The organism is Corynebacterium auris (assembly GCF_030408575.1).
Classification (GTDB): Bacteria; Actinomycetota; Actinomycetes; order Mycobacteriales; family Mycobacteriaceae; genus Corynebacterium; species Corynebacterium auris.
In genome coordinates, this window is the sequence record NZ_CP047047.1 from 1826776 (window position 1) to 1852197 (window position 25422).

A 25422-nucleotide genomic window follows, 5' to 3' on the forward strand; every position below is an offset into this window, starting at 1 on the left:
GAAACTGGCCCTCCTCGGGAGAGCGCCCCGCGCTGAGGCGCCCGCGGACCTTTCGCGCCTGTGAGCACAAGGCGCGCCCGGGACGGGTGTAACTGACAACTCAGCAACGGAAAGCAGTTGTGCGCGTCACATCCGCGGGGATACGCTGAGGTATCGCTAAGCCCCAGCTTCCCCGACCGAAAGGCACTCCCGTGGCACACCTGGCAACGCGCATCACTGAAATGCTCGGCATCGAGCACCCCATCATCCAAGGCGGCATGCAGTGGGTGGGCAAGGCGGAGCTCGCCTCCGCCGTGTCCAACGCGGGCGGCCTGGGAATCCTCACCTCTCTGACCCAGCCGACCCCGGAGGACCTGGGCAAGGAAATCGACCGTACGCGCGAGATGACGGACAAGCCCTTCGGCGTGAACCTGACCATCCTGCCCACGATCACCCCGCCGCCGTACGCCGAATACCTGCGCGTTGCCCTGGAGAAGGGCATCACGATTGTGGAGACGGCCGGGGCGAACCCCGCAGACTTCGTCCCCACCCTCAAGGACGCGGGCGTGACCGTAATCCACAAGTGCACCTCCGTGCGGCACGCCATCAGCGCCCAGAACAAGGGCGTGGACATTCTCTCCATCGACGGCTTCGAGTGCGCCGGGCACCCCGGCGAGGACGACGTGCCGGGCCTGATCCTCATGCCGGCCGCGGCCGACCACCTGAACGTGCCCTTCGTCGCCTCGGGCGGCATCGCCGACGGGCGCGGCTTGGCCGCCGCCCTAGCGCTGGGCGCCGAGGGAGTGAACATGGGCACGCGCTTTTTGTGCACCCAGGAAGCGCCGGTGCACCAGAAGGTCAAGGAGGAGATTGTTGCTCGTTCCGAGCGCGACACGGAGCTCATCCTGCGCACCCTCAACAACACCTCCCGCGTGGCCACCAACGCAGTCTCACGGGAGGTAGTGGACAAGCTCAACCAAGGGGCGACCTTCCCCGAGATCCGCGACCTCGTCGCCGGCGCCCGCGGGCGCCAGGTCTACGAGACGGGCGACGTCGAGGCCGGGATCTGGACCGTCGGCCAGTGCCAGGGGCTGATTCAGGACATCCCGACCTGCGCGGAGCTTGTGCCCCGCATAGTCGACGAGGCCGTGGAGATCATCCAAGGCCGCCTCGCCGGGTTCGTGGGGCGCTAAGCATGAACGCCTCGCTCACCCGGTTCGCCCGCGGCGTCATCTCCGCCGCGGTCGAGGAATCGACGCTGACCATCACAATCGTCAACCCCGCCAAACGGGGCGCGCTCGAGCCGGAATCGTACAAGGCGATCGGGGACCTCATTCGCGCGGCGGGCAATGACGCCGCGATCCGCGCCGTCATCATTACCGGCGACGACACCGCCTTTAGCTCCGGCATGGACATCGACTCGTTCTCGGACCCCGGCGCCCCGGTCGAGATGGGCGTGGTGGAGACGATGGACGAGATCGCCTACATGGCCACCGCCATTACGCGCTCCCCCGTGCCCGTCATCGCCGCGGTGGAGGGCGCGTGCGCCGGCATCGGCGCCTCGGTGGCCTTCCTCGCCGACATCATCGTCGCCGGGGAGAAGGCGTTTTTCACCATTCCATTCACCGCGATCGGGCTCATCCCCGACGGCGGGGCGGCGGCCACCCTGGCCGCCTCGATCGGCCGCCACCGGGCGATGGCGATGACGCTTCTGCACACGCGCATCCCCGCCGAGGACGCCCGCGCCTTCGGCCTTGTCGCGGAAACCGCACCCGTCGCTCTCAAGCGGGCGCGTGAGATAGCGCTCGGTTTCCACAGCTCACCGCGTGAGGCTCTCGGGCGGGCGAAGGCCGCGGTGAACCGGGCCAGCCTCAGCGCGCTGCCTGATGCGCTGGCCTGTGAAGCGCAGATCCAAACCCGCCTGCTGGGCACCGCCGAGCACAAGGAAGGGGTGTCCGCCTTCCGCGAGCGTCGCACAGCGCGCTTCCCCGATTAGGGGCGGTGTCCGGGGGTGGCGGTAGACTTGGTCGGCGTCGTCAAGCGAATGCGAAAGGAACCGCGATGCGCATAGCCGTGCTGCTGAAGGAAGTCCCGGATACCTACAGCGACCGCGAGATGAACCTGGAGACCGGTCTCACCGTGCGCTCCGGGGACGTCGTTGCGGACGAGGTCGGCGAGCGCGCCGTCGAGGCTGCGCTGCGCATCGCGGAGAAGAACGAGGGCTCGACCGTCGAGGTCATCAGCGTCGGCCCGGAGTCCGTGGCGGACAGCGTGCGCAAGGCCATCGCGATGGGTGCAGCAGAGGCTCACATCATCTCCGACGACGCCTTGATCGGCGCCGACGTGACGCTGACCGCCGAGGCTTTGGCGGCGGCGATCCGCGCGAACGGCTACGACCTGGTCGTTGCGGGCAGCGTCTCCTCCGACGGGGGCGGCGGGGTGATGGCCTCGCTGATCGGCGAGCTGCTCGACTACCCGGCTCTGACCAACCTCACCGACCTCGAGATCGAGGGCTCCACGGTGCGCGCCACCCAGGCCGGGGACGGCACCATCGTCGAGCTGGAGGCCGCGCTTCCCGCGGTCGTCGCGGTCTCCGACGAGTTCCCCGACGCCCGCTTCCCCAACTTCAAGGGGCTCATGGCGGCGAAGAAGAAAGAGCTGAATACCCTCACCCTCGCCGACCTCGGCGTCGACGCCGAGGACTGGTCGCGGGCGCGGTCCATCATGGTAAGCATTGACCGCCGCCCTGCCCGCGAACGCGGCGAAATCATCGACGGCACGTCCGAGGCCGCGGGCAAGCTCGCGGACTTCCTGCAGGCCAAGGGCCTCATCTAGTAAGGAGCGACGCATGACTAACCCCAGCACCTACGTCCTCGTCGTCGCCGAACCAGCGCACGCGGCTGCCGAGCTGATCGGCGCCGCCAGTGCCATCGGCACGCCCGTCGCGCTGACCACCTCACAGGGCAGCGCCGCCGAGCTCGGCCAGCTTGGCGCGGCGCGCGTCCTCGTGGCTGACGAGGGCACCGGGCTTGTCGACGCCATCGAGGCGGCCTTCGACCACATCTACCCAGCTGCCGTTGTCCTGTCCCACACGGTGACCGGGCGCGACGCCGCCGCACGCTTCGCCGTCCGCCGCCGCAAGGCGCTGCTGACCGACGCGGTCGGCCTACGCCGCGACGCCGAGGGCGTGGTGACGGACCACTCGAACTACGGCGGGGCCTACACCAGTGTCGCCGCCGCAACCCACTCCGCGCCCGTGGTGACCCTCCGCGCTGGTTCCGTCGACGCCCGCGCGGAGGCCGTCGACCCCGCTGCGCTGTCCGTGGAGGAACTCGCCGTGGCAGACAGCGGCCGACGTGCCCCCACCGTGACGAAGGTGACGCCGATTGAGCGCACCTCGCCGCGCCCCGACCTGGCCACCGCCGACAAGGTCGTCGCCGGCGGAGTCTCCCTCGGCGACGCCGACACCTTCGAGGAGCTCGTCGGCGGCCTCGCCGACAGCCTCGGCGCCGCGGTGGGCGCCACCCGCTCCGCCGTCGACGAAGGCCAGGTGCCCTACGAGGCGCAGATCGGCCAGACCGGCGTGTTGGTCAGCCCCAAGCTCTACATCGGCCTCGGCATCTCGGGCGCCGTGCAGCACCTGGTGGGCATGCAAACTGCCGACACCATCGTCGCCGTGAACAACGACCCCGACGCCCCGATCTTCGAAATCGCGGACTTCGGAGTCGTCGGCGACATCTTCGACTTCGTCCCCCAGCTCATCGCCGAGCTGGATTCCCGCAAAACCGACTCCCGCTAGTTACGCAAAGGACTTACCTGACGTGCAGGTCACTCTCCGTCGCGGTCTCCCCCGCCTCGTCGGCGGGCAGGCCTGGCCCCCCGCCGGCACAACCGTCGAGCTTGACGGCCCGGCTGTTCACACCGCCGAGCCGGAAGCAGACGACCTTGTCGCCGTCGCGCTGCGCCGCGGGCTGCCCCGCGTGCCCGGCGGGCACCCCTTCCCCCCGGCCGCCGAAGCGCTCGTACCGGCACCACCGGTACAGGACGAAGCACCGGTACAGGAAGCAGACGACCTTGTCGCCGTCGCGCTGCGCCGCGGGCTGCCCCGCGTGCCCGGCGGGCGCCCCTTCCCCCCGGCCGCCGAAGCGCTCGTACCGGCACCACCGGTACAGGACGAAGCACCGGCACCGGCCCTCGTGGACACCCCGGAGGAACCGCAGCCGACGGAAAAGCAGCCGGCAGCTGCGTCGACGCGGGCGGAGGGCGTCGCTAAGCGAGCTGCCTTCCGCGAAGGCTCGCGCGCCGCGCGGTGGATCGGCGGCTTCGCGGCCCTCGTCTTCGCGTTCGGCTTGGCCGCCGTCCTCGCCCGCTTCTTCGTGGGCTCGGAGGCCGGCGCGCAGTTCCTCGCGCGCTACGACGGCGTGCAACCGCTGCCCGACAACGCTCCCGTGGGACTGCCCGCGTGGCTGAACTGGGCGCACTTTTTCAACATGTTCCTCATGGCGCTCATCATCACCACCGGCCTGCGGGTGCGCCGCGAGCGAAGGCCGGCGGCCTACTGGGCGCCGAAGCGCAACCCGCGGGCGAAGATCTCGCTGACGCTGTGGATGCACCTCATGCTGGACATCGCCTGGCTCACCCTCGGCGCGATCTTCTACATCCTGCTGTTTTCCACCGGCCAATGGATGCGCGTGGTGCCAACGAGCTGGGAGGTCATCCCCAACGCCGTCTCCGCCGGCCTGCAGTTCCTCTCCCTCGACTGGCCGGTGGAAAACGCGTGGGTGCACTACAACGCGCTGCAGGAGCTGACCTACTTCACCGTCGTCTTCATCGCCAGCCCCATCGCCGCCCTCTCCGGCCTGCGCATGAGCCCCTGGTGGCCGAAGAACTGGACGTTCATTTCGCTCCGGACCGCGCGGTCGCTGCACTTTCCCACGATGCTCTTCTTCGTGGCCTTCATCATCGTCCACGTCGCCCTGGTGGCCGCGACCGGCCTGCGCCGCAACCTCAACGCGATGTTCGCCGCCCGCGGGGACGTCGACCCGGCCACCTACGCCACCGACTGGACCGGCACGCTGGTTTTTCTCCTCGCCGTGGCGGTCATCGGCCTCGGCCTGTGGGCCGCCCGCCCTGCCGTCGCCGCCCCGCTCGCGCGCCTGACGGGCACGGTGTCCAACCGCTAACGTGGTCGCATGGTACCCCGCATTTCGCTTAACGACGCCACATCGATCCCCCAACTCGGCTACGGCCTGTGCCGGGTCGACCCCGCCGAGGCTCAACGCAGCGTGGAGGCCGCCCTCGAGGCCGGCTACCGCCACTTCGACACTGCGCACATCTACCACAACGAAGAAGGCGTCGGCCGCGCCCTCGCCGCCACCGGTGTGAAGCGCGAGGAGCTGTACGTGACCACGAAGCTGTGGAACGACAGTCACCGCGACGCCCCCGGTGCCCTCGCGCGCTCTTTGGACAAGCTCCAGCTGGACCGGGTGGACCTCTACCTCATTCACTGGCCCCGGCCCGCGCAGGACCGCTACGTCGAGGCGTGGGAGTCCCTCGTCCAGCTGCGTGCCGAAGGGCTGGCCACCTCCATCGGCGTGTCCAACTTCGAGCTGGAGCACCTGGACCGGCTCGAGGCCGAGACGGGCGTGGCGCCGGCCGTGAACCAGGTGGAGCTGCACCCGTTGTTCCAGAACTGGGCGGAGCGCAACGCCATGAGAGCCCGGGGCATCGCCATCGAGGGATGGGGCCCGCTCGGCGGCGGCTACTACAACCCGGCGGAGCTGAGCGAGGTCGCCGACATCGCCCGGGCGCACGGGGTCAGCCCGGCGCAGGTGGTGCTGCGCTGGCACGTGAACAACAACGTCATCGTCTTCCCCAAGACGTCCCGGCCCGAGCGGATGCGCGAGAACCTCGCCTCGCTCGACATCGAGCTGACGCAGCAGGAGATGGAGCGGCTCAACGCGCTCGACCAGGGGGCCGCCGGGCGGAAGGGCCCGCACCCCGCCCGCTACGAGGAGGAGTGACCGGGGCGGCACCATGTGCCGTCGATAAGCTCGATGGCCCCGGCATCGGCGAAGGCGCGCAACCAGCCCTCCATCGGCCACTGCCCCCACTTGGAGTGGAAGCGGGCGCTGTTGGCCAGGATGTCATCGAGGTGCTCCCACGGCGGGGCGGACACCTCGTGCCACTGGTGGTAGGCGTGCGCCCCGCCCACCCAGTACAGGCCGATGCCGTGCGCGCGTAGGTTGCGCGCGAAGTCGGTGTCCTCGCCGCCGTAGCCCGAAAAGCCTTCGTCGAAGCCGCCGAAGAGCTCCTCGATGCGCCCCCAGGTCGCGGCGGTGGTGGCGAAGGAGAGGGACCAGAACAGGTCGTAGTCCCGCGCGGGGAGGGTCTGCCCGGCGGGCGGATTGGGCCGCGCGGGGTGCGGGTCGGGGTTCGTGGTGCGCAGCTCGCCGGGCGCCATGTAGGTCACGGGTCCCGCGACGACGGCGTCAGGGTGGCGTCCCAGCGCCTCCAGGTAGTAGGTGACCAAGTCGGCGGAGGCGACGCAGTCGGCGTCGAGGAAGATCAGTACCTCGGCGCCGCGGCTGATCGCGGTACGGGCGGCGAGGTTGCGCGCGGCCGCGAGGTTGCGCCCGGGCGCCCCGACGACGTGGCTGGCGGGCACCGCCCGCGCCAACGCCTCGGGGCGGTCGAGGGCAGCGGTGATGTGGCTGACCCCCTGGGGCAAAAGGTTGACCTGGTTGGCCAGGTGCGCCGCGCGGTTGGCGTCGGACAGGGACAGCACCGCTACCTCTGGCGGGGCGGTCCGGGTGGCCGCGGCCACGATAACCTCCGCTGCCCGGCGCGCGGCGCCCTCCGTTTCCCAGCGCGACCAGTCGGCCCCTGCCCTCGCCGCCGCGTGCAGCAGGCGCGGCCAGTGCTGCGGGTCTGGGAACTCGTCGGCGACGGCGGCGAGGCCGGCATCGCCCAGCACGAGCGCGGTGGCGTGCTGCTCGGCGAAGGGCCGCGGCTGCGGCAGGACGACGGCCGGTGTGCCCACGGCGGCGACGTCGGCCACGGAGTTTTGGCCCGCCGCGATGACGGCGACGCCAGCCCCGGCGAGCGCTGCCGTCGGGTCGGACACGCGGTTTTCCCCGGTGAGGAAGGTGAAGCGGTAGTCGGGGCAGGCGCGCTCTACCTCGTCCCAATCCGCCTCCTCCCAGGTTGACCCGCCCTGTCCCGCCATGACCACTACGCTCTTCGGGTCCCGGCTTATCCCGGGGGCAGCGCGCAGCCGGGAGATCCCCCCGACCGGGTGCACGCGCGCGGCGTGGGCGTGCAGCTGGGGCGGCAGCGGCACCCACGAGGGCCACGCCGCCACGATGGCCTCGGCCTGCCGGTAGGCGAGCTGGTGGGCGGGGTCGTCGCGCACCCCGGGCATAGCGAGGGTGACTACGGGCACGCCGGCGAGGCGGACGATCAGCGCGACCTCCACCGACACGTCGACGTAGAAGGCCGCCGGGTCATTGTCCCGGATCCAGCGCGTCAGCTCCGCTGCGCGTTCGCGCAGGCCGCGACCCCCAGCGGGCGCGTAGTGGAGGGTGCCGCCTGCGGTCATGCTCCGGCCGGGGGCGGCGGCGCCGGCGTCGTCGGGCAACAGCACGTCGGCGTCCGGGTGTGTGGACACAATCACCGCCTTGTGCCCGAGCTGCGCGAGCTCGCGCTGGATTTCGCGGCAGCGGTGCATGTGGCCCGAGCCGTGGTGGTGGGCGTAGATGCCGATGGGGCGTGTCATCTGAGAGCTACCTCCCTGTAGAGCGAGACGTAGCGCCGCGCGGTGCGGTTCAGGCTGTAGTTCTTCACCACCCAGTCGCGCACCTCGGCGCGGCTGATGTGCAGCGCCGCGCGCACGGCCTGGGCGAGCGAGCCCACGTCGTCGGGCTCGGCCAGCGCGGCCGGCCCCCCGCGCAGAAGCTCGCCCATGCCGCCGCGCGCGAAGGCCGCGACGGGCGTGCCGCAGGCCATGGACTCGAAGGCCACCAGCCCGAAGGGCTCCTCCCAGCGTGGCGTGGCGAGGCTGACGGCGCAGCTGCCGACGAGCGCACGCAGCCGTGAATGGGGCAGTTCGCCGAGCCAGCGGGCGTGGTGGGCGTCAAGGCGCGGGGCGATCTCGCGCCGGAAGTAGGCGTGATCCCCGGCGCGCCCGGCCACCAGCAGCGGCAGCCCGAGCTGGCGGCATGCCTCCATGGCGAGGTGGGCGCCCTTTTCGGGCACGAGCCTGCCGAACCACACAGCCGGGCCGCCGCCGGGCCCGGGGCGCCACGCGTGGACGTTGACGCCGTTGGGGATGACGCTGATGTGGTGCGGGATCGTCCACATCCGCGCCGTGGTGGGGCTGACGGCGGCGAACCGGCCGGCCAGCGTCCCCGCCGCCAGGATCGCCTGTTTCAGCTCGGGGAGCTCGGGTGTATGCAGGGTGGTCACCATGGGCAGCGGCTCCGGGCTGTGGGCGCCGGCGAACATGTACGGGTTGAGGCTGTTGTTGTGCACGACGTCGTAGCGGGCGTCCACGAGGTGCCGGCGCAGCCGCGCGAACGCGGCGTTTTCGCGCTCCTGCGCGCCCGGCGGGTAGGTCGTGTCCGTGGCCTTGTCGGCGTCGGCTCCCCAGTCCACGCCCGGCAGTTCGAAGGCCTCGACGTTGCCGTCGGAGCCGCGGGCTGCGTAGAAGTCGACGTGGTGGCCGGCCCCGCGCAGCGCCTCGACGATGGTATGGCAAAACGCCTCGAGCCCGCCGGCGAAGGGCTCGCGCACGGGGTAGCGGGCCGGGGCGACGAAGGCGACGCGCAGCCCTCCCCCGCTGGCGGTGGCTGCGCCGGCGGACAGCGTCGCCGTCATCGCAGGACCTCGCGGTACACCGCGGCGTGCGCGGCGGCAGCATCACGGCTCCCGCCGCCGTAAGGCACGGGGCCACGAGCAAGTAGCTTTTCGACGGCTTCCCCCGCCGCCGCGCCGTCACCCACCGCGTAGGTTTCAAGCGCCCCGGCCACGTCCGCCTGGTCGGCGTAGCAGCCGATGGCCGGGGCGGCAACGCTGGTGCCCAGGCCGCGGCACATCTCCAGCCAACCGGAATGGGTCCCGCGCGTGTAGGGCAGCAGGCACGCGTCGAGGGACCCGACGGCGCGGTGGAGGGCGGCATCGTCCATCCTGTCGTGGGTGATCAGGTTGATTCCCGGGGCGCCGGACAGGGCGTCGCAAAGCTCGCGCGTCTTGTCCACGTCGTGCACCCACACGCGCAGCGGGACGCGGCGGGCCACCTCGCGGTAGAAGCCGGGGTCTGCGACGACGTTGGCGCGCAGGGATTTCACAAACACCCCGGCCCCGCCCCCGTGGCTCGCGCGCGTGCCTGCGGGCACGAGGTCAGGGTGCGCGATGACGTGGACGTTTTCCACCCCGTACTCCCCGCGCAGCTGCCGCGCGGCGCAGTCGGTGAGGGTGATCACCGCGTCCGCGGCGCCGACGAGCAGGCGCAGGCGCTCGCGGTGCTCGGCCTGCTGCGCCGCGGAGTTCAGGTGCGGGTTCTCGAGGTCGTGGACGGTAACGACCAAGGGGATCGGGACGGCGCGGAGGAGCTCGGCGATCTGCGCCGGGCTGCGGTGCTCGAAGCCGAAGTGGATATGTAGAAGGTCGGCGTCGACGGGACGGCGCCAAAAGGACGCCTCGAGGGCCGGGTGGGGCCACCAGTGGCCGTCGATGTCCGGGTCGGGCAGGTACTCCACGTTGGCGGGACGCACCGCGCGCGTGTACGGGTGCTCGGCCGGCACCGCCAGCACCCGCACGTTCTTCTCCTGCTTCTCCCGGGAAACCACCACACCAATATAAACATTTCCGCATCCGACCGTTCGGGGGGCTGGGGCGGTTGCTAGATTGGCCCCCATGACCACCCTGACTGTCGTGGGAAACTGCCAGGCGGAGTCGACGCGCAAGCTGCTGATGAGCACCGGCCACTTCGACTCGCAGCGCATCACGCCCGTGCACGAGCTCACCGCGGCGGACATGGGCTGGTTCACCGAGCTCCTTTCGCGCACCGACGTCCTAGTCAGCCAGCCGATCCGCGAGGGCTACCGCGGCCTGCCCGTCGGCGCCGCGCAGATGCGCTCACTGCTGCCGCGCGGCGCCCGGCACGTGCTCGTGCCCGTCCTGCGTTACGACGGCCTCATGCCGTACCAGGCGATCATCCGCGATCCGGACGATCCCTCGCTCAACCCCCCGGTCGTTCCCTACCACGACCTGCGCCTCCTCGCCGCCGCCGCGCGCGGGCTCGACGCGCCTGTCTGCGTCACCCCCTCCGCCTCGGCGCTGCGCCGCGCCGCAGCGCTGTCCGTCGGCCAGATGCGCGCCCGCGAGAAGCACCACGGCACTGTGGAGGTCTCCCCCCACCTAGACAGCGCCCCGGTGTGGCACACCGTGAACCACCCCGACAACGCCACCCTCGCGGTCGCCGCCGACGCCGTGCTCGCCGAGCTGGGCCTGGGCGGCCGGGTGACGCCGCCGGACTACGAAATGCTCGGCGGCCTCGACGCCCCCGTCGATCCGGCCGCCGCCGATGCCCTCGGCGTGCGCGTCGCCGGTAGAGAGGGCTGGCAGCCCCGCCCGGGCGAGGACATCGCCGCACGCCAGCTGGAGTTTTACCGCGCCCGCCCCCGCCTCGTCGCGCACGGGCTACGCCGCCACGCTGAGCGCCTGGCCACGCTGGGGCTGAGCGCATGAAACACCTCATCGTCGGCCCGCCCGGCCACGGGGTCACCGCCTACGCCTCCCGCCTCGCCCGCGAGGTCGGCGCCGCCACGTGCGGCCTCGACCAGCTGCCGGCGGGGCCGGTCCACGTCACCTTCACCGATCACCTATTCGGCCCCACCCCCGGCGCCGCCGTCGACGCCCTTCTCAGCGCCCTCGGCGGCCGGGATTTCTCTCTCAGCCTGCACGACGTCCCCCAGCCGGAGGAGGGCGCGGCCCGCTTCGCCCGGCGCGCACCCGCCTACCGGCGCCTCGCCGCCGCCGCGACCCTCGCGGTGGTCAACTCGGAGCACGAGGCCTCCTTCTTTGACACACCGGTCTCCGTGATCCGCCTGCCCATCCCCCGGATCCGCGCCGCCTTCGACCCGGAGCCGGGCACCGTGGGCATCCTGGGCTTCCTCTATCCCGGCAAGGGCCACGAGGACCTCATCGCCGCGCTGCGCGGCAGCGGCTACCGGCTGCGCTTTCTGGGCGCCGTCTCACCGGGCCACGAAGAGTGGGCGGCGGGCCTTTCGCGCGACGCCGACATCACCGGGTGGCTCAGCGACGAGCAGCTCGCCCGGGAGATCGGCCGCACGCAGGTCCCGGTGTGCGCCCACCGCCACTTCTCCGCCTCCGGCTCGCTCATGACGTGGCTCGGCGCCGGGCGCACGGTGCTGGCCAGCGACTCGGCCTACACGCGCGAGATCGACCGCTGGCTGCCGGGCCGGATCACGCTCGTGCCAAACGGGGCGTGGCGCGGGGCCGTGGACGCGTTCGAGCCACGCGCGGTGGACCCGCCCGCCTACGGGTGGGCCGAGGTCGCCGCAGCGTGGCTAAGGGAGTGGGCGGCGTGTGGCCTGATGTGAGCGTGATCATCCCGCACTACAACAACCACGGGATGCTCGCCCGCGTGATCGCGGCGGTGCGGGCGCAGGACTACGAGGGTGCGGTGGAGATCGTCGTCGCCGACGACGGCTCCGAGCAGCTGCCCGCCCCCGCGGGGGTCACGGTTGTGGCCCAGGAGGACCGGGGCTTCCGCGCGGCGGCGGCGCGCAACCTGGGCGCGCGCGCCGCCACGGGCGAGGTGCTGGCCTTCCTCGACGGCGACACGCTGCCCGAGCCCGGCTACCTGCGGGCGGTGGTGCCGCACATCCAGCGCAACCGCCGCGCGCTGGTGGTGGGCAGCCGCCTGACCGGGCCCGAGCGGGAGGAACCGGGCTGGCTCAGGCAGGCGTGGTCGCGCACCGGGGATCTCTCGCGCGCCGATTCCACCTCGTGGCGCTACATCATTTCGGCGGTGCTGACGTGCTCGGCGCGCTTCTTTCGGCACGTCGGCGGCTTCGACGCCAGCCTCGTCGGCTACGGCGGCGAGGACTGGGAGTTCGGGTGGCGCACCTGGAACGCCGGCGCGCAGTTCGTCCACGAGCCCGCGGCCCGCGCCGTGCACCCGGAACCCGACTACGGCGCCCGCGGCGACGACGCGTGGCAGGTCAAGAACGCGGAGTCTGTCGCGCTCGCCCACCGCATCACCCACCCCATCGCGCGGCCGCGGGGCGTCGCCTTCGACGCTGCGGACGTGGCCGTCGTCGCGCCAGGGTTCCACGAGCCCGGGGTCAGCGAGGCCGTCATCGCCTCGTGGCTGCTTGCCGACGCCCACGTGTACGTCCCCGAGGTGCCCGAGCTGTTTTCCTCAGACGCGCGCGTGAGCGCGGGCCCGCCGCGCGGCGAGAGGATCCGCGTGGAGCTGCGCCGACCGTGGGCCCTGTCTGAGCCCGAGACGTTCTACCGCCGCGTCACCGACCGGCACCTCGTGTGCGCCGACGGCACGCGCGTGGTGACCGCGAGGGCGCGGGCGCTGACGCAGCCCGCCGAACGCACCCGCGGCGAGCTGCTCGGGCTGAAGCTCCTGGAGGCCCCGCAGCGTCTCGAGCGCCTGTTCGGCGGGTGGTAGCTAGGCTCCCGGAACCTGCGGGGCCGTGCCGGTCTCCTCGTAGCGGGCGAGGATATCAATGCGACGCTGGTGGCGCTCTTCCCCGCTCCACGGCTGGGAAACGAAGGCATCCACGATGCGAAGCGCCTCCTGTTCGGAGTGCATGCGCCCGCCAATTCCGATGAGCTGCGCGTTGTTGTGCTCGCGGGCGAGACGCGCGGTTTCTTCCGACCACGCGAGGGCGCAGCGCGCCCCTGGGACCTTGTTCGCGGCGATCTGCTCGCCGTTGCCGGAGCCGCCCAGAACAATGCCGAGGGAGCCCGGGTCGGCGACGGTTTTTTCCGCCGCCGCGATGCAAAATGCCGGGTAATCGTCGGCGGCGTCGTACTCGAAGGCGCCGCAGTCGACCACCTCGTGGCCCTGAGCCGTCAGGTGGTCGGCGATCTGGTTCTTGCGCTCGAATCCGGCGTGGTCCGCTCCAAGGTAAATACGCATGCGCCCTACTGTAGCGCCCTCAACCTGTGCGGCCCTAGACCTGCGGGGCTTCGGTGCGCGAGCGCTTCAGCTCGAAGAAGTAGGGGTAGCTGGCCACGCCCACGGAGGCGTCGAAAAGCTTGCCCGCCTCCTCCCCGGTGGGAACGCGCGTGATCACGGGGCCGAAGAAGGCGGCGTCCCCCAGCTTGATCACGGGGGTGCCCACCTCATCGCCGACCGCGTCCATGGCGGTGGCGTGGTAGCCGCGCAGCAGGTCGTCGGCCTCCTCGTTATTGGCCACCTCGGCGTAGGTCGCGGGCAGGCCGGCCTCGTCGAGCGCGGTGGCGATGATGTCGTCGTAGGCGCCGTAGCCCTTGCGGGCGCCGTTGCCACCGGGGTGGATCGCGGTGCCCATGATGGTGTACAGCTCGTCGACGGCCTCGGGCTTTTCCTGCTTCACCTTCGCAAACACGCGGGCGGGGCCCCAGTTGGCCTCCATCGCCTTCGCGTACTCCTCGGGAATGTCCGCGCCCTCGTTGAGGACGGACAGCGACATCGGAATCCACTCGACCTCGATGTCGCGGACCTTTTCTACTTCCTTAATCCAGCGGGAGGTCTGCCAGCAGAAGGGGCAGGCAGCGTCAAACCAAAAAGTAACTTTTTCGCTCATGCACCCCACACTAACTAAATTTCGCACCGAGTAGGCCGAGTAGATTGGAGGGCATGAAAACAAATCTGAAGCGTACCGACGCGCGCGAACGCGCGGACCTGATCAAGGACGTCCACTACACCATCGAGGTCGACGTCACCGCCGCGGAGACCTTTACCTCCCGTACCACGGTGAACTTCACCTCGAAGGAGGGGCGCACCTTCTTCGACCTCGTCGCCGACAGCTTCGAGGCCACCCTCGACGGTGCCCCCCTCGAGGGGCGCGGGCTCGACCTGACGGCGGGCGAACACGAGCTGGTGGTCGACGCGACGGTCACCTACAGCCGCACCGGCGAGGGCCTGCACCGCTTCGTCGACCCGGCGGACAACAAGGAGTACCTGTACACCCAGTTCGAGCCCGCGATGGCGATGAAGGTCTTCGCCTGCTTCGACCAGCCGGACATCAAGGCCACGTACTCGGTGTCCGTCACGGCGCCGGAGGACTACGTGGTGGTGCTCAACGAGAAGGCCACCCGCGAGGGCAACACCTGGTCCTGCGAGATCGACTACACGCTGTCGACGTACCTCATCGCCATCTGCGCCGGCGAGTACGAGCACGTCACCGACGTCTTCGAGGACGGCCAGAAGCGGATCGAGCTGGGCCTGTACGCGCGCGCCTCGCTCATCGAGCACCTCGACGCCGAGCGCCTGTTCCGCCAGACGAAGGAGGGCTTCGCCTACTACCACGCCAACTTCGGCCTGCCCTACCCCTTTGGCAAGTACGACCAGATCTTCTGCCCCGAGTACAACATGGGCGCGATGGAAAACGCGGGGGCGGTGACCTTCCGCGACGAGTACGTATTCACGTCCGAGCCCACCCCGCACCGCGTGGAGCGGCGCAACGACACCATCCTGCACGAAATGGCGCACATGTGGTTCGGCGACCTCGTGACCATGCAGTGGTGGGACGACCTGTGGCTCAACGAGTCCTTCGCCACCTGGTCGGCTGCCATCGCGCAAACGGAGATCGGCGAGTACGCGAACGCGTGGGTCACCTTCGCGGCCGTGGAGAAGGCCTGGGCCTACTCCCAGGACCAGCTGCCCTCGACGCACCCGATCGCCGCCGACGCGCCCGACATCGAGACGGCGGAGCAGAACTTCGACGGCATCACCTACGCCAAGGGCGCCTCCGTGCTCAAGCAGCTGCAGGCTTACGTGGGCCGCGACGAGTTCTTCGCAGGGGTGCGCGAGCACTTCCGCAACCACGCCTTCGCCAACGCCACGTTCGCGGACCTGCTCTCCGCGCTGGAGAAGTCCTCCGGCCGCGACCTGTCCGACTGGTCCGAGCAGTGGCTGCGCACCACCGGAGTTTCGCGCCTTCGCCCCGAGATCACCCCCGAGAGCTTCACGGTGGTCCAGGACTCCGCCGTCCTGCGCACCCACCGCGTCGGCGTGGGCCTTTATTCGCTTATCGACGGCCGCGTCACGCGCACCCACTCCCTCGAGGTCGACATCGAGGGCGAGCGCACCGAGATCCCCGAGCTCGCCGGGATTGGCCACGACTTGGCCCTCGTCAACGACCGCGACCTCACCTACTGCCTCTTGGGCCTCACACCCGATCACCAGCGTTTCGTGCTGGACAACCTCGGCGCCATCGAGGACCCCCTGGCGCGCACCCTGTGCTGGTCCAGCATCTGGGAATCCGTGCGCGACGGCCAGCTGCCCGCCCGCGAGTTCGTGCGGCTGGTGGCCCGCTTCGGCTCCGTCGAGGACCAGCCCTCCGTACAGGAGCGCCTTCTCTCCCAGGCCACCCTCGCCGTGAAGCAGTACGCGGACCCCGCCTGGCAGGACGAGGGCATGACCCTGCTCAACGAGGCGTTCCGCGGCACCGCCCCCGCCGTCATCTTCGACCGCGCGCTCGCCCGCCTCACGCCTAACAGCGCGAGCGTCGACTACCTGCGCGGGCTGACCGCTGACTCCACCAACAAGGAGGTACGCTGGCTCGCCTTGACCAGCCTCATCGCCAACGGCGCGGAGGGCCTCTCCGCCGCCGACGCGGTGCAGGACTCCTCCGCTGAGGCCGCGCTGTACCGGCTGCGCGCGCGGGCGAGCGTCGATAAGCGATGGGCGTGGGACGAGGTCGTCGGCGGCGAGCGCTCCAACCTCGAAGCCCGGCACCTCATGGACGGGCTGACCTTCACCCGAACCGGACTCGAGGAGTTCACCGGCGAGTACTTCGCGGTGGCGGAGACGCTGTGGGACAAGCTCACCAACGAGATGGCGCAGCGCACCCTGGAGGGGCTCTACCCCGCCTGGGACATCAGCCAGGACGCCCTCGACCAGGCCGAGGCGCTGCTCGCCCGCGACATCCCCGGTGGGCTGCGCCGCATCGTGTCCGAAGGCCAGGACCGCGTGGCACGGGCCCTGCGCAACCGGGCCGTCGACGCCGCCGCGGAGACGCGATGACGCCGCCGAGCCTCTACGAGCAGCTCGGCGAGGACTTCTTCCGCCGCCTCGTCCACGGGTTCTACCAGCAGGTCAAAACCGACGATCTGATCGGGCCGATGTACCCCGCGGACGACTGGGCCGGCGCCGAGGACCGCCTCCGCTGGTTCCTCGTGCAGTACTGGGGCGGGCCCCACACCTTCCAGGAGCAGCGGGGCCGTCCCATGCTGCGCAAGCGGCACTTCCCCTTTTCCATCGGGATGGCCGAGGCGGAGCGGTGGCTGGAGCTCATGGGGCGCTCCCTTGACCAGTTCGAGGAGGCGGAGCTCGGCCCCGCCGAGCGCGCGCAGCTGTGGAACCACATGCAGCGCGTGGCCTACATGATGATCAACACGGCCTAGCCCTGCGGGGAAACACGCGGGAAAAGGGGCGGGAAAAGCCCCCGCAACGTAGTTCAACGCTACTAACCTGTACCCCATGTCTACTGCTCGGACAACACCAGCCCGCGTCCTTCTGGACACGATCCCCCAGCTCATCGCCGCCGGAGAGCTCACCGCGCCCTACGGCGTACTCGACGTCTCCGCCTTCGACCACAACGCGCGGAGGATGGCCGCCCGCACCCTCGGGGTGCCGATCCGCGTGGCGTCGAAGTCGCTGCGCAGCACGGACGCGCTGCGCCGCGCGCTGAGCCACGAGGGCTTCCGCGGCATCCTGTCCTACAGCGCCCCGGAGGCGATCTTGCTGGTCGGCGAGGGGTTCAGCGACATCCTCGTCGCGTACCCCAGCGTGAACAAGCCCGCAATCGCCCAGATCGCCGGGGAGAAGCGCCTGCGCGAGAGGATCACCCTGATGGTCGACTCGACGGACCACCTCGACCTGATCGGCTCCGTCGCCGACGCGGGCGCGCCGGTGCGCGTGGCCATTGACATTGACTGCGCCCTGCACCTGCCCGGCGCGGTGGTGGGCTCGCGCCGCTCCCCGATCCGCACGCCCGAGCAGACCCGGGATCTGGCGCTGGAGATCGCGCGGCGCCCCCAGCTCAGGCTGGTGGGCCTGATGGGCTACGAGGGGCAGGTCGCCTCCGTCGCCGACGGCGAGCCCGGCGTGGTGGGTGCGGTCAAGCGCTGGATTCGGGGCCGCTCGATGCAGCAGCTGACCCCGCGCCGCTCGGAGTGCGTCGCCGCCGCCCGCGAGGTCGCGGACCTGGAGTTCGTCAACGGCGGCGGCACCGGCTCTCTGGACGTCAGCGCCCGCGACGACTCCCTCACCGAGCTCGCCGCCGGCTCCGGCTTCTACACCCCCGTCATCTTCGACGAGTTCACGGACATCGACCACGTGCCGGCGGCGTTCTTCGTCTGTCAGGTCTCGCGCGTGCCCGCGCCCGGCTGGGCGACGGTGAACTCCGGCGGCTGGATCGCCTCCGGGCCCCCGGCCTCGGACCGCGTGCCCTCCCCCGTGTACCCGCCGGGGCTGAGCTTTTCCGCCATGGAGGGCGCCGGCGAGGTGCAGACCCCGCTGAAGCTGCCGTCGGGCGCCCCGGCGCTGCGGATCGGGGAGCTGGTCTGGTTCCGCCACGCGAAGGCCGGGGAAATGACAGAACACGTCGAGGGCCTCGTCGCCGTTCACGCCGACGGATCGCACGAGCGCTGGGACACCTACCGAGGAAAAGGATGGACACTGCGATGAGCCGTACGCGCACTACTTTCACCAACTGGTCGGGCTCCGTCGCCACCAAGCCCGTTGCTTTCCACCACCCCGCCACCGTCGCGGAGGTCTGCGGGCTGCTGCGTGACCTGCCCGCGGGCCAGTCCATCCGCCCCGTCGGGGGCGGGCACTCCTTCACCCCGTGCGCGGCGGGCGAGCAGCACATGCTCAGCCTGGACAAGCTTTCTGGCCTGGTCGGGGTGGATCGGGCGTCGAAACGCGTGCGCTTCTTCGCGGGCACGCGGCTTCGCGACGTCCCCCGCCTGCTCGCCCCCTTCGGCCTGGCCCTGGCCAACCAGGGCGACATCGACGTCCAGTCCCTGGCCGGGGTGATCTCCACCTCCACCCACGGCACCGGCGTCGAGTGGCCGGGCTTCGCCGGGACCGTCACCGCGCTTTCGCTTGTCGACGCCAACGGTGAGCTCCGGGAATATTCCCTCGACGCCGACCCGGACGCGCTGCGCCTGGTCACGGTGTCGCTCGGTTCCCTCGGCGTCGTCGTCGAGGTGGAGATGCAGTGCGTCGACGCCTTCGACCTGCACGCCGTGGAGGGCACGGCCGACCTCGACGACCTGCTGAACACGTGGGAGGAGCGCACCCGCACCGTCGACCACTTCGAGGCCTTCTGGTTCCCGCACACCGACCGCGCGATGGTGAAAAACAACACGCGCCTGGAACCCGACCGGACGCAGAAGGGGCGCAGCCGCCTCACCCGCTTCGTCGAGGAGGAGCTGGTGGGCAACGGGGCGTTCGCGGCCTCGCTCCTGGTCTCTCGGATCGCGCCGGCCACCACCCCTTTCCTCAACGGCATCGCGGTCGGGGCGATGGGGGCCGCGAGCTACCGTTCCCCCGCCCACGAGGTTTTTTCCACCCCCCGGCGCGTGCGCTTCCACGAGATGGAGTACGCCGTCCCGCTCGAGGCGGGCCCCGACGTCGTGCGCGAGATCCGCGCGGAGATCGACCGCCGGGACTGGCGCGTGCCCTTCCCGCTCGAGCTCCGCTCGACGGCGGCGGACGACGTCGCCTTATCGACGTCCACCGGGCGCGAATCCATGTACATCGCCTTCCACGTGCCCAAGGCGACGAACCCCGCAGACTACTTCCCCGCCCTGGAGCCGATCTTCCGCGCCGCGGGCGGCCGGCCGCACTGGGGCAAGATGCACACGCTGGGACGGGAGGACTTCGCGGAGCTCTACCCGCGTTTCGACGAGTTCTGCGCCCTGCGCGCGGAGATGGACCCGCAGGGCCGGTTCAGCTCCGCCTACCTGCGCCGCCTGTTCGGCTAGGTGAAAAGGCCGAGCGAGGTGGCGTGGTAGACGCTGCCGAAGGGGGCGTCGACGCGCACCCAGCGCCCCGCCGTGGCCACGCGCAGGTGGCGGGGCACCTCGACGGGCGCGGCGAAGCCGGGGATGAGACCGAGCGAGGTGCACGTGAAGATCATGCGCATGGGGATCTCAACCGGGTCCGGCGAGCCGGCGTCCGCCGTCAGCACCACCTGGTTGAGCAAGGAGGCCGGCGGGCCGAGCGGGCCGGAAAACTGCCTGGTCAGGGCGCGGCCCTCGTCCGCCAGCTGGCGCACCACCCCGACCGGGACGGTGTCGCGCTCCACGAAGCCCTCTTTCGGCGGCAGGGCGCCGGGCCAGTTCGGGTCGCGCGGGGTTCCCACTTCCTCCCGGTTGCTATTGAGCGCCTCGAGGAGGTCGGAGGCCGCGACGACGGCGCCATCGCGGGAGGCGAGCGCTTCGACGCGCCGCGACGCGACGCAGTCGAAGGGGGTGGTGACGAAGACGTCGACGAGCATGCCGTCCAGCACCGAGAATCGGGCCGAGGCGGCGGCGTCGAGGCCCGTGGCCCGTCCCACCAGCGCGGTCAGCCCCGCCCCGCCGCGGTAGACGCGGAGCGTTTCTTTTCTCACTCGGTGTCTTCGCCCCCTGATCGGGTGAGGATGCCCAGCTCGCGCTTCGTGATCGCGCGCGGGGTGGCGGTGGAAGTATCCACCACCACGAGCACGCTGGTCACGCTGCAGCAGACGCTGCCGTGGCGGTCCAAGATGTCCTGGCGGGTGGTGAAGGAGGTGTTACCCACCGAGATGACCTCGGTGCGCACCGTCACCTCGGTGGTATCCGGCATGACCGGGCGCAGGTAGTCGGCCTCGATGTGGCGCACGAACACGGGCAGGCCGGAACCGGCCCCGAAGTTCTTCTGGCTGAAGGCGATGCGCGCCTCCTGCGTGTACTCGATGTAGGTGATGTTGTTGATGTGGCCGAAGCGGTCCACATCGTTCCAGCGCACGGGGATAGTGACTTCGTCGGTGAGGTTGCTCGACGCGGCGGTGTCGCTCATGTGGTGTTCTCCTTGTTCGGCCCTAGCGGGTCAGCCTGCGGTGGGTGACGCGGGAGGGCTTCGCCGCCTCCTCGCCGAGTCGCTCAACCTTGTTCTTCTCGTAGTCCCCGAAGTTACCCTCGAACCAGAACCACTTGCCCTCCTCCACGTTGCCTTCCCAGGCGAGGATGTGGGTGCAGGTGCGGTCCAGGAACCAGCGGTCGTGGGAGATGACCACGGCGCAGCCCGGGAATTTCTGCAGCGCGTTTTCCAGCGATCCGAGGGTCTCCACGTCGAGGTCGTTCGTCGGCTCGTCGAGCAGGATCAGGTTGCCGCCCTGCTTCAGAGTCAGCGCCAGGTTGAGGCGGTTGCGCTCACCGCCGGAGAGCACCTTCGACGGCTTCTGCTGGTCCGGGCCCTTGAAGCCGAAGGCGGACAGGTAGGCGCGCGAGGGCATCTCGTTCTGGCCCACGTGAATGTAGTCCAGGCCATCGGAGACGACCTCCCAGACCGTCTTTTCCGGGTCGATGTTCTCGCGGTTCTGGTCCACGTAGCTGAGCTGGACGGTCTCGCCGATGCTCACCGTGCCGTCGTCCGGCTCCTCCAGGCCGACAATTGTCTTGAACAGGGTGGACTTGCCCACGCCGTTTGGCCCGATGACGCCGACGATGCCGTTGCGCGGCAGCGTGAAGGAGAGGTCCTTGATCAACACCCGCCCGTCGAAGCCCTTGTCCAGGTCGTCGACCTCGACGACCTTGTTGCCCAGGCGCGGCGGCGTCGGGATCTGGATCTCCTCGAAGTCGAGCTTGCGGTACTGCTCCGCCTCGGCCGCCATCTCCTCGTAGCGCTCCAGGCGCGCCTTGTTCTTCGCCTGGCGGGCCTTCGGCGAGGAACGCACCCACTCCAGCTCGTTCTTCAGGCGCTTCTGCAGCTTCTGGTCCTTCTTGCCCGCCACCTCGAGGCGCTCGGCCTTCTTCTCCAGGTAGGTCGAGTAGTTTCCCTCGTAGGGGTAGAGCTTGCCGCGGTCGACCTCGCAGATCCACTCCGCGACGTTGTCGAGGAAGTAGCGGTCGTGCGTAATGGCCAGCACGGCACCCTTGTAGTCCTGCAGGTGGCGCTCGAGCCAGAGGACGGACTCGGCGTCGAGGTGGTTGGTGGGCTCGTCGAGAAGCAGCAGGTCGGGTTCCTGCAGCAGCAGCTTCGCCAGCGCGACGCGGCGGCGCTCGCCCCCGGACAGGTGGGTGACCGGCTCGTCCGCGGGCGGGCACCGCAGCGCGTCCATCGCCTGCTCAATCTTGGAGTCGACCTCCCAGGCGTCGGCGGCGTCGAGCTCCTCCTGGAGCTTGCCCATCTCCTCCATCAGCTCGTCGGAGTAGTTGGTGGCCATCTCCTCGGCGATCTCCTCGAAGCGCTGCTTCTTCTCAAAGATCTCGCCGAGCCCCTCCTCCACGTTTTCGCGGACGGTCTTCTCCTCGTTGAGCGGCGGCTCCTGCAGCAGGATGCCGACGCTCGCCCCCGGGTCCAGGAAGGCCTCGCCGTTGTTGGGCTGGTCAATGCCCGCCATGATCTTGAGCAACGACGACTTGCCGGCGCCGTTGGGGCCCACGACACCAATCTTGGCGCCCGGGTAGAAGGCCATGGTGACGTTGTCCAAAATAACTTTGTCACCGATGGCCCTGCGAACGTTTTTCATCGTGTAGATGAACTCAGCCACGTGTCATCCCCTTTGTGTCGAAAGAATCCTCCACTTAGGGTACATCACCCACCCGAGGGGCGATTCCTAGAACGGCGGCGCCCCCTCGCTTCCCCCACTAAGCCCTTGAGCTGCACCGTTGCGCCCCGGCAGGGCGCCGTCCTCGGCGCTGACGCGCTCCTCCGTGGACGCGTCCGCAAGCTCCTCGGCGGTCTTGACCTCCACCGGCTGCTGGCCCTGGAGGGTGTTGCCCGCCGCGTTCGTGCGCACCGAGGAGACCTGGAAGTTGCTCAGCTCGAAGGCGACCTTGCCCGCTTTGATTTTGGTGCTGTAGCGCGGGCTCGTTGTCGTCGCCCCGGTGGAGTCTGTGACCTCCTTGTCCCACACGTCGGTGACCAGGTAGCCGGTGACCACGACGGGGAATCCGCGGCGCAGCGAGGCCTTGGCGTTGACGGCGAGCTGGCCCCAGCACTCGACGTCGATGTAGAGGTTGTCGGTGTCCTGCCAGATGGTGTTGTTCTTTTCGTCTCTGTCCCCCGTCGGGTAGCGCCGCGAGGTGGCGACCCGCAGCTTGCACAGCTGCGCGCCGCTGGACTCAAAGCGGCGAAACTCGGGTTCGGCCGCGAGGTTGCCGCTGATGGTGATCGGCATTTGGGTCATGGAAAAGCCCCCCTTAAGTGTCTAGCTTCCATGTGTTCGGGTGTGCCGCGGGGCGCTTCCCGCGACACCTCCAGCGTGGCCCACCCGTGCACAAAGCGGTAGCGGGGCCGAAAAAACCTGTGGACAACGCCACAAGTTGTCCACAGGCGAAAAAATCTTTGCGTTTTACTTGCCTTGCCCGCCGGTGCGCGAGTAAAGGGCGAGCATGTCGTTGTAGCGCCGCCACTCCTCGTCATCGTCCTCCTCGGCGCGGCGGTCGCTTTCGCGCGTCTCGGCCTTATCCTCCGCCAGCCAGTCCCAGAACAGGAAGCCGAACACCACGACCAGCGGGAAGGAGCCCGCCGCCCAGGCGATACCGCCGCCGACCTTCTGGTCGGCGAGCAGGTCCGGGTCCCAGGGCAGCGCCAGCGAGCGGTAGAAGTCCTCCCCCATGACGATGTTGAGCTGCATGAGGTAGACGCCCATGAACAGGTGGATGGGCATGGAGACCCACAGCCAGGCCAGACGCACCTTGGCCTCGGCCCGGCCGGGGATGTGGTCGGGCCCGATGAGCTCCCAGAAGTAGAAGTAGCCTGAGACGAGGAAGATCCCGTTCATGATGACGTGCCCGGCATGCTCCGAGATCATCAGCTCGTAGAGCGGGATGATCATGTACATGATGTAAAAGAAGAACACGAACTGCGCCAGCGAGACAGGCGGATAGGTAATCACCCGCAAAAAGCGGGACCGCTCGAAGGACTCCACCCACAGGCGCGGGTTGAACTCCCCGGCCGGGTAGGCCCGCTTGACCAGGCTCAAAGGCGCGCCGAGCACGAGAGCCACCGGGGCACCCATGGACAAGATCATGTGCACCACCATGTGCGCCGAGTACGACGCCGGCATGTGCATGCCGATGCCAGAGGACAGCGTGACCACAATGATGGCGCAGCCGACAAGCCACCACACGGTGCGCCCGACCGGCCAGTCGCTCGCCCGGCGCGTCAGGCGCAGGTAGTAAACCGCCAGCAGAATGGCAATCACGCTGTAGATCAGCTCCGGGCGCCACTGCCCGAGCCAGTTCCACGGGGTGAGCGGTTCGGTCAGGTTGTAGCCCATCTGCACCTGCATCTGCGTCAGGTTCGGGTCGAGCGGGGGCGGCGGCGGGGTCCGCCCGAGCGTGACGGCCAGGCCGGCGATGGCTGCCATAAGCAGTACTTCGGACGTCGCTAAGCGAGTAAAAGCTCGCGGGTCGCGGCGCAGCTGGGGGATCGTGAGCTGGCGGTGCGCGAAGCCGATCAGGCCGAGGGCGAGAAGGCCCACGAACTTGCCCACGAGCACCCAGCCGTAGCTGTAGCTGGTCAGGTCCTCGGGCCGCACGCGCAGGGCGCCGTTGAGCACGCCCGAGGCGGCCATGGCGATAAAGGCGAACAAAGCGACGCGCGAGTAGCGCTCCACGGCGCGCGGCAGGTCCGGGCCCAACCGCCTCCCGTGCGCGACGAGCGCCATGAGCGCGCCGACCCACACCAGCAGGAACACCAGGTGCCACAGGTACGAGTTCGTGCCCAGGTCGTGGTTGCCGCCCGATGCCGAGTGCCCGGTCAGACCCAGCGGCATGACCACGATCACGGAGCCGAGAAACAGCACCACCTGCGACCACCAGGTGTGCCACACCAGGCCCGCCACACCCACCACCAGGGCGAAGACGGCGACGGTGAGCCACACGCCCGCGTCCGCGACCTGACTCAGGGCCAGCTGCCACGACGCGGGTTGGAGCACGACCTGGCCAAATGGGGTGCCGGAGACGTCGGAAAGCACAAGCGGGATCATCACCAGCGAGCAAAGAGCAACGCTTAACGACGCCCACGCCGCCGTTCGCGCCGCAATATGCCCGTCGACGGTGAGCTGCGCCCCGTTGAGGTCCTCCCCGCCCCGGCGCGGCGGCACGAGGAAGGCCGAGAACAGGAACGACCCCGCGGCCAGCGCCGTGAGCACCCACACCGCGCCGCGCAGGGCGGGCAGCCCGAAGGTGGTCACCACCCCCGGGTCAGGGATGCCCAGAGCAGCGAGGGACTCGGAGAGAAACACCTCCGAGATCGAGCCCGCCACCACGGCGGCGATCACGAGCCCGGCGGCATAAATGGGCCACGCCGCGCGGACCGCCCGGCTCGGGCGGGCCTTGGTCACCGTTTCTGCCATGCTCTTTACCCTACTTTCGTTGGACAGGACGGCATAACTGGCGCGAAGCGGGTGCGCCCGGCGACGTGCGCTACACTGTTTGCGCTGTCCCGGCATGCTGTGCAGGGCCGCACGCCTCCGTAGCTCAGTGGATTAGAGCATCCGGTTTCTACCCGGCTGGTCGCGGGTTCGAATCCTGCCGGGGGCGCTTTTTGTTGTGTGCGCGGAAGCCCAGCTCGTGAACAGGCACCGGGGCGGCGCGGGAAACGTCGCTAAGCTGGTGTGGGAAGGAAACGGGATAGCTTGAAGGAGGCATCCGTGATGACGAACCCGAATGAAGACCACCGCTCCCCCGTCCGCGAGGACAGCATCAACGACCTAGGCGACCCGGACGCCGACGGCGACTTCCAGAGCAAGGCGTCCGGCGACGACGACAGCGAGGAGGAGTAAGCATGACGGAACCCAACACCGAGCTCGACAAGATCCTCGACGCCGGCACGACGCGCATCGGCAACGAGCCGGGCGATTCGAACTCGCTGGCCCAGGATGAGGAAGAAAATCCCAACCCGGAGGCGGAAGAGGAGTAGACCCCCTCCCACACCCCGGCACCGACCGACGTCGGCGCCGGGGTTTTCGCATGCGTGGGCCCATTTTC

General features: G+C 69.8%; 25 protein-coding genes and 1 tRNA gene. 16 read left to right on the top strand and 10 right to left on the bottom strand.

All coding sequences use genetic code 11. From position 1 onward, the window contains the following. Positions 1-221 precede the first annotated feature (221 nt). The 6 genes from CAURIS_RS08700 to CAURIS_RS08725 all read left to right on the top strand — a co-directional run bounded on the left by CAURIS_RS08700 (position 222) and on the right by CAURIS_RS08725 (position 6002). Positions 222-1172: an NAD(P)H-dependent flavin oxidoreductase gene (locus CAURIS_RS08700; RefSeq protein WP_290343362.1), complete on the top strand. Its 951-nt coding sequence runs from the start codon at positions 222-224 to the stop codon at positions 1170-1172. Positions 1173-1174: 2 nt separating this feature from the next. Next, a complete protein-coding gene (locus tag CAURIS_RS08705; RefSeq protein ID WP_290341672.1) occupies positions 1175-1975 on the top strand; it encodes an enoyl-CoA hydratase-related protein in 801 nt (266 codons plus the stop codon). A gap of 65 nt (positions 1976-2040) precedes the next feature. Next, positions 2041-2814: an electron transfer flavoprotein subunit beta/FixA family protein gene (locus CAURIS_RS08710; RefSeq protein WP_290341673.1), complete on the top strand. Its 774-nt coding sequence runs from the start codon at positions 2041-2043 to the stop codon at positions 2812-2814. Positions 2815-2827: 13 nt separating this feature from the next. Then, a complete protein-coding gene (locus CAURIS_RS08715) occupies positions 2828-3778 on the top strand; it encodes an electron transfer flavoprotein subunit alpha/FixB family protein (protein ID WP_290341674.1) in 951 nt (316 codons plus the stop codon). Between the two features lie 22 nt (positions 3779-3800). Next, a complete protein-coding gene (locus CAURIS_RS08720; protein WP_290341675.1) occupies positions 3801-5162 on the top strand; it encodes a cytochrome b/b6 domain-containing protein in 1362 nt (453 codons plus the stop codon). A gap of 9 nt (positions 5163-5171) precedes the next feature. Next, entirely contained in the window at positions 5172-6002 is an 831-nt protein-coding gene (locus tag CAURIS_RS08725) for an aldo/keto reductase (protein WP_290341676.1), read from the top strand. Here the strand turns inward: CAURIS_RS08725 and CAURIS_RS08730 are convergent. The 3 genes from CAURIS_RS08730 to CAURIS_RS08740 are packed head-to-tail and all read right to left on the bottom strand — an operon-like array spanning position 5987 to position 9827. Continuing rightward, positions 5987-7756 (bottom strand): glycosyltransferase, encoded by a 1770-nt coding sequence (locus tag CAURIS_RS08730; RefSeq protein WP_290341677.1) that lies wholly within the window; start codon positions 7754-7756, stop codon positions 5987-5989. The two genes, CAURIS_RS08725 and CAURIS_RS08730, sit on opposite strands and share 16 nt — an antisense overlap. Continuing rightward, positions 7753-8856, bottom strand: coding sequence for a glycosyltransferase (locus CAURIS_RS08735; RefSeq protein WP_290341678.1), 1104 nt, complete (start codon positions 8854-8856; stop codon positions 7753-7755). Before CAURIS_RS08735 ends, CAURIS_RS08730 begins: the two co-directional genes overlap by 4 nt. Continuing rightward, positions 8853-9827, bottom strand: coding sequence for a glycosyltransferase (locus tag CAURIS_RS08740; protein WP_290341679.1), 975 nt, complete (start codon positions 9825-9827; stop codon positions 8853-8855). The genes CAURIS_RS08735 and CAURIS_RS08740 overlap by 4 nt, the downstream gene beginning before the upstream one ends. 67 nt (positions 9828-9894) lie before the next feature. Between CAURIS_RS08740 and CAURIS_RS08745 the strand changes: the two genes are divergently transcribed. From CAURIS_RS08745 to CAURIS_RS08755, 3 genes are read left to right on the top strand one after another with little or no spacing between them, the layout of a single operon-like run. Then, on the top strand, positions 9895-10728 hold the full coding sequence (locus CAURIS_RS08745; RefSeq protein ID WP_290341680.1) for a WcbI family polysaccharide biosynthesis putative acetyltransferase: 834 nt from the start codon (positions 9895-9897) through the stop codon (positions 10726-10728). Continuing rightward, a complete protein-coding gene (locus CAURIS_RS08750; RefSeq protein ID WP_290341681.1) occupies positions 10725-11603 on the top strand; it encodes a glycosyltransferase family protein in 879 nt (292 codons plus the stop codon). The genes CAURIS_RS08745 and CAURIS_RS08750 overlap by 4 nt, the downstream gene beginning before the upstream one ends. Further along, positions 11567-12688: a glycosyltransferase gene (locus CAURIS_RS08755; protein ID WP_290341682.1), complete on the top strand. Its 1122-nt coding sequence runs from the start codon at positions 11567-11569 to the stop codon at positions 12686-12688. Before CAURIS_RS08750 ends, CAURIS_RS08755 begins: the two co-directional genes overlap by 37 nt. Here the strand turns inward: CAURIS_RS08755 and CAURIS_RS08760 are convergent, their stop codons facing one another. Both CAURIS_RS08760 and CAURIS_RS08765 read right to left on the bottom strand, forming a co-directional pair. Then, complete coding sequence (locus tag CAURIS_RS08760; RefSeq protein ID WP_290341683.1) at positions 12689-13162, bottom strand: ribose-5-phosphate isomerase; 474 nt, start codon at positions 13160-13162, stop codon at positions 12689-12691. Between the two features lie 34 nt (positions 13163-13196). Then, positions 13197-13811: a DsbA family protein gene (locus CAURIS_RS08765; RefSeq protein ID WP_290341684.1), complete on the bottom strand. Its 615-nt coding sequence runs from the start codon at positions 13809-13811 to the stop codon at positions 13197-13199. Between the two features lie 53 nt (positions 13812-13864). Here CAURIS_RS08765 and pepN point away from each other — a divergent pair, with 53 nt between their 5' ends. From pepN to CAURIS_RS08785, 4 genes are all read left to right on the top strand, one after another. Then, positions 13865-16255, top strand: coding sequence for an aminopeptidase N (gene pepN, locus CAURIS_RS08770; RefSeq protein ID WP_290341685.1), 2391 nt, complete (start codon positions 13865-13867; stop codon positions 16253-16255). After that, positions 16252-16635 carry a globin gene (locus CAURIS_RS08775; protein ID WP_290341686.1) on the top strand — a complete coding sequence of 128 codons (384 nt, stop codon included), beginning with the start codon at positions 16252-16254 and terminating at the stop codon, positions 16633-16635. Before pepN ends, CAURIS_RS08775 begins: the two co-directional genes overlap by 4 nt. A gap of 76 nt (positions 16636-16711) precedes the next feature. Further along, a complete protein-coding gene (locus CAURIS_RS08780) occupies positions 16712-17920 on the top strand; it encodes an alanine racemase (protein ID WP_290341688.1) in 1209 nt (402 codons plus the stop codon). Then, a complete protein-coding gene (locus CAURIS_RS08785) occupies positions 17917-19224 on the top strand; it encodes a D-arabinono-1,4-lactone oxidase (protein ID WP_290341689.1) in 1308 nt (435 codons plus the stop codon). The genes CAURIS_RS08780 and CAURIS_RS08785 overlap by 4 nt, the downstream gene beginning before the upstream one ends. On the opposite strand, the gene CAURIS_RS08790 is transcribed toward CAURIS_RS08785, so the two are convergent. From CAURIS_RS08790 to CAURIS_RS08810, 5 genes are all read right to left on the bottom strand, one after another. Further along, positions 19221-19853: a DUF8185 domain-containing protein gene (locus CAURIS_RS08790; protein WP_290341690.1), complete on the bottom strand. Its 633-nt coding sequence runs from the start codon at positions 19851-19853 to the stop codon at positions 19221-19223. The two genes, CAURIS_RS08785 and CAURIS_RS08790, sit on opposite strands and share 4 nt — an antisense overlap. After that, complete coding sequence (locus CAURIS_RS08795; protein ID WP_290341691.1) at positions 19850-20281, bottom strand: acyl-CoA thioesterase; 432 nt, start codon at positions 20279-20281, stop codon at positions 19850-19852. The genes CAURIS_RS08790 and CAURIS_RS08795 overlap by 4 nt, the downstream gene beginning before the upstream one ends. Positions 20282-20303: 22 nt before the next feature. Beyond that, positions 20304-21974: an energy-dependent translational throttle protein EttA gene (gene ettA / locus CAURIS_RS08800; protein WP_290341692.1), complete on the bottom strand. Its 1671-nt coding sequence runs from the start codon at positions 21972-21974 to the stop codon at positions 20304-20306. Positions 21975-22040: 66 nt separating this feature from the next. Continuing rightward, complete coding sequence (locus CAURIS_RS08805) at positions 22041-22613, bottom strand: single-stranded DNA-binding protein (RefSeq protein ID WP_290341693.1); 573 nt, start codon at positions 22611-22613, stop codon at positions 22041-22043. Positions 22614-22778: 165 nt separating this feature from the next. Then, entirely contained in the window at positions 22779-24788 is a 2010-nt protein-coding gene (locus tag CAURIS_RS08810) for a bifunctional copper resistance protein CopD/cytochrome c oxidase assembly protein (protein WP_290341694.1), read from the bottom strand. A 113-nt stretch (positions 24789-24901) separates the two neighbouring features. On the opposite strand from CAURIS_RS08810, the gene CAURIS_RS08815 reads away from it, so the two are divergent. From CAURIS_RS08815 to CAURIS_RS08825, 3 genes are all read left to right on the top strand, one after another. Beyond that, a tRNA-Arg gene (locus CAURIS_RS08815) sits at positions 24902-24975 on the top strand. 113 nt (positions 24976-25088) lie between these two features. Next, a complete protein-coding gene (locus CAURIS_RS08820; protein WP_290341695.1) occupies positions 25089-25217 on the top strand; it encodes a hypothetical protein in 129 nt (42 codons plus the stop codon). Positions 25218-25219: 2 nt separating this feature from the next. Beyond that, positions 25220-25354: a hypothetical protein gene (locus CAURIS_RS08825; protein ID WP_290341696.1), complete on the top strand. Its 135-nt coding sequence runs from the start codon at positions 25220-25222 to the stop codon at positions 25352-25354. Positions 25355-25422 lie beyond the last annotated feature (68 nt).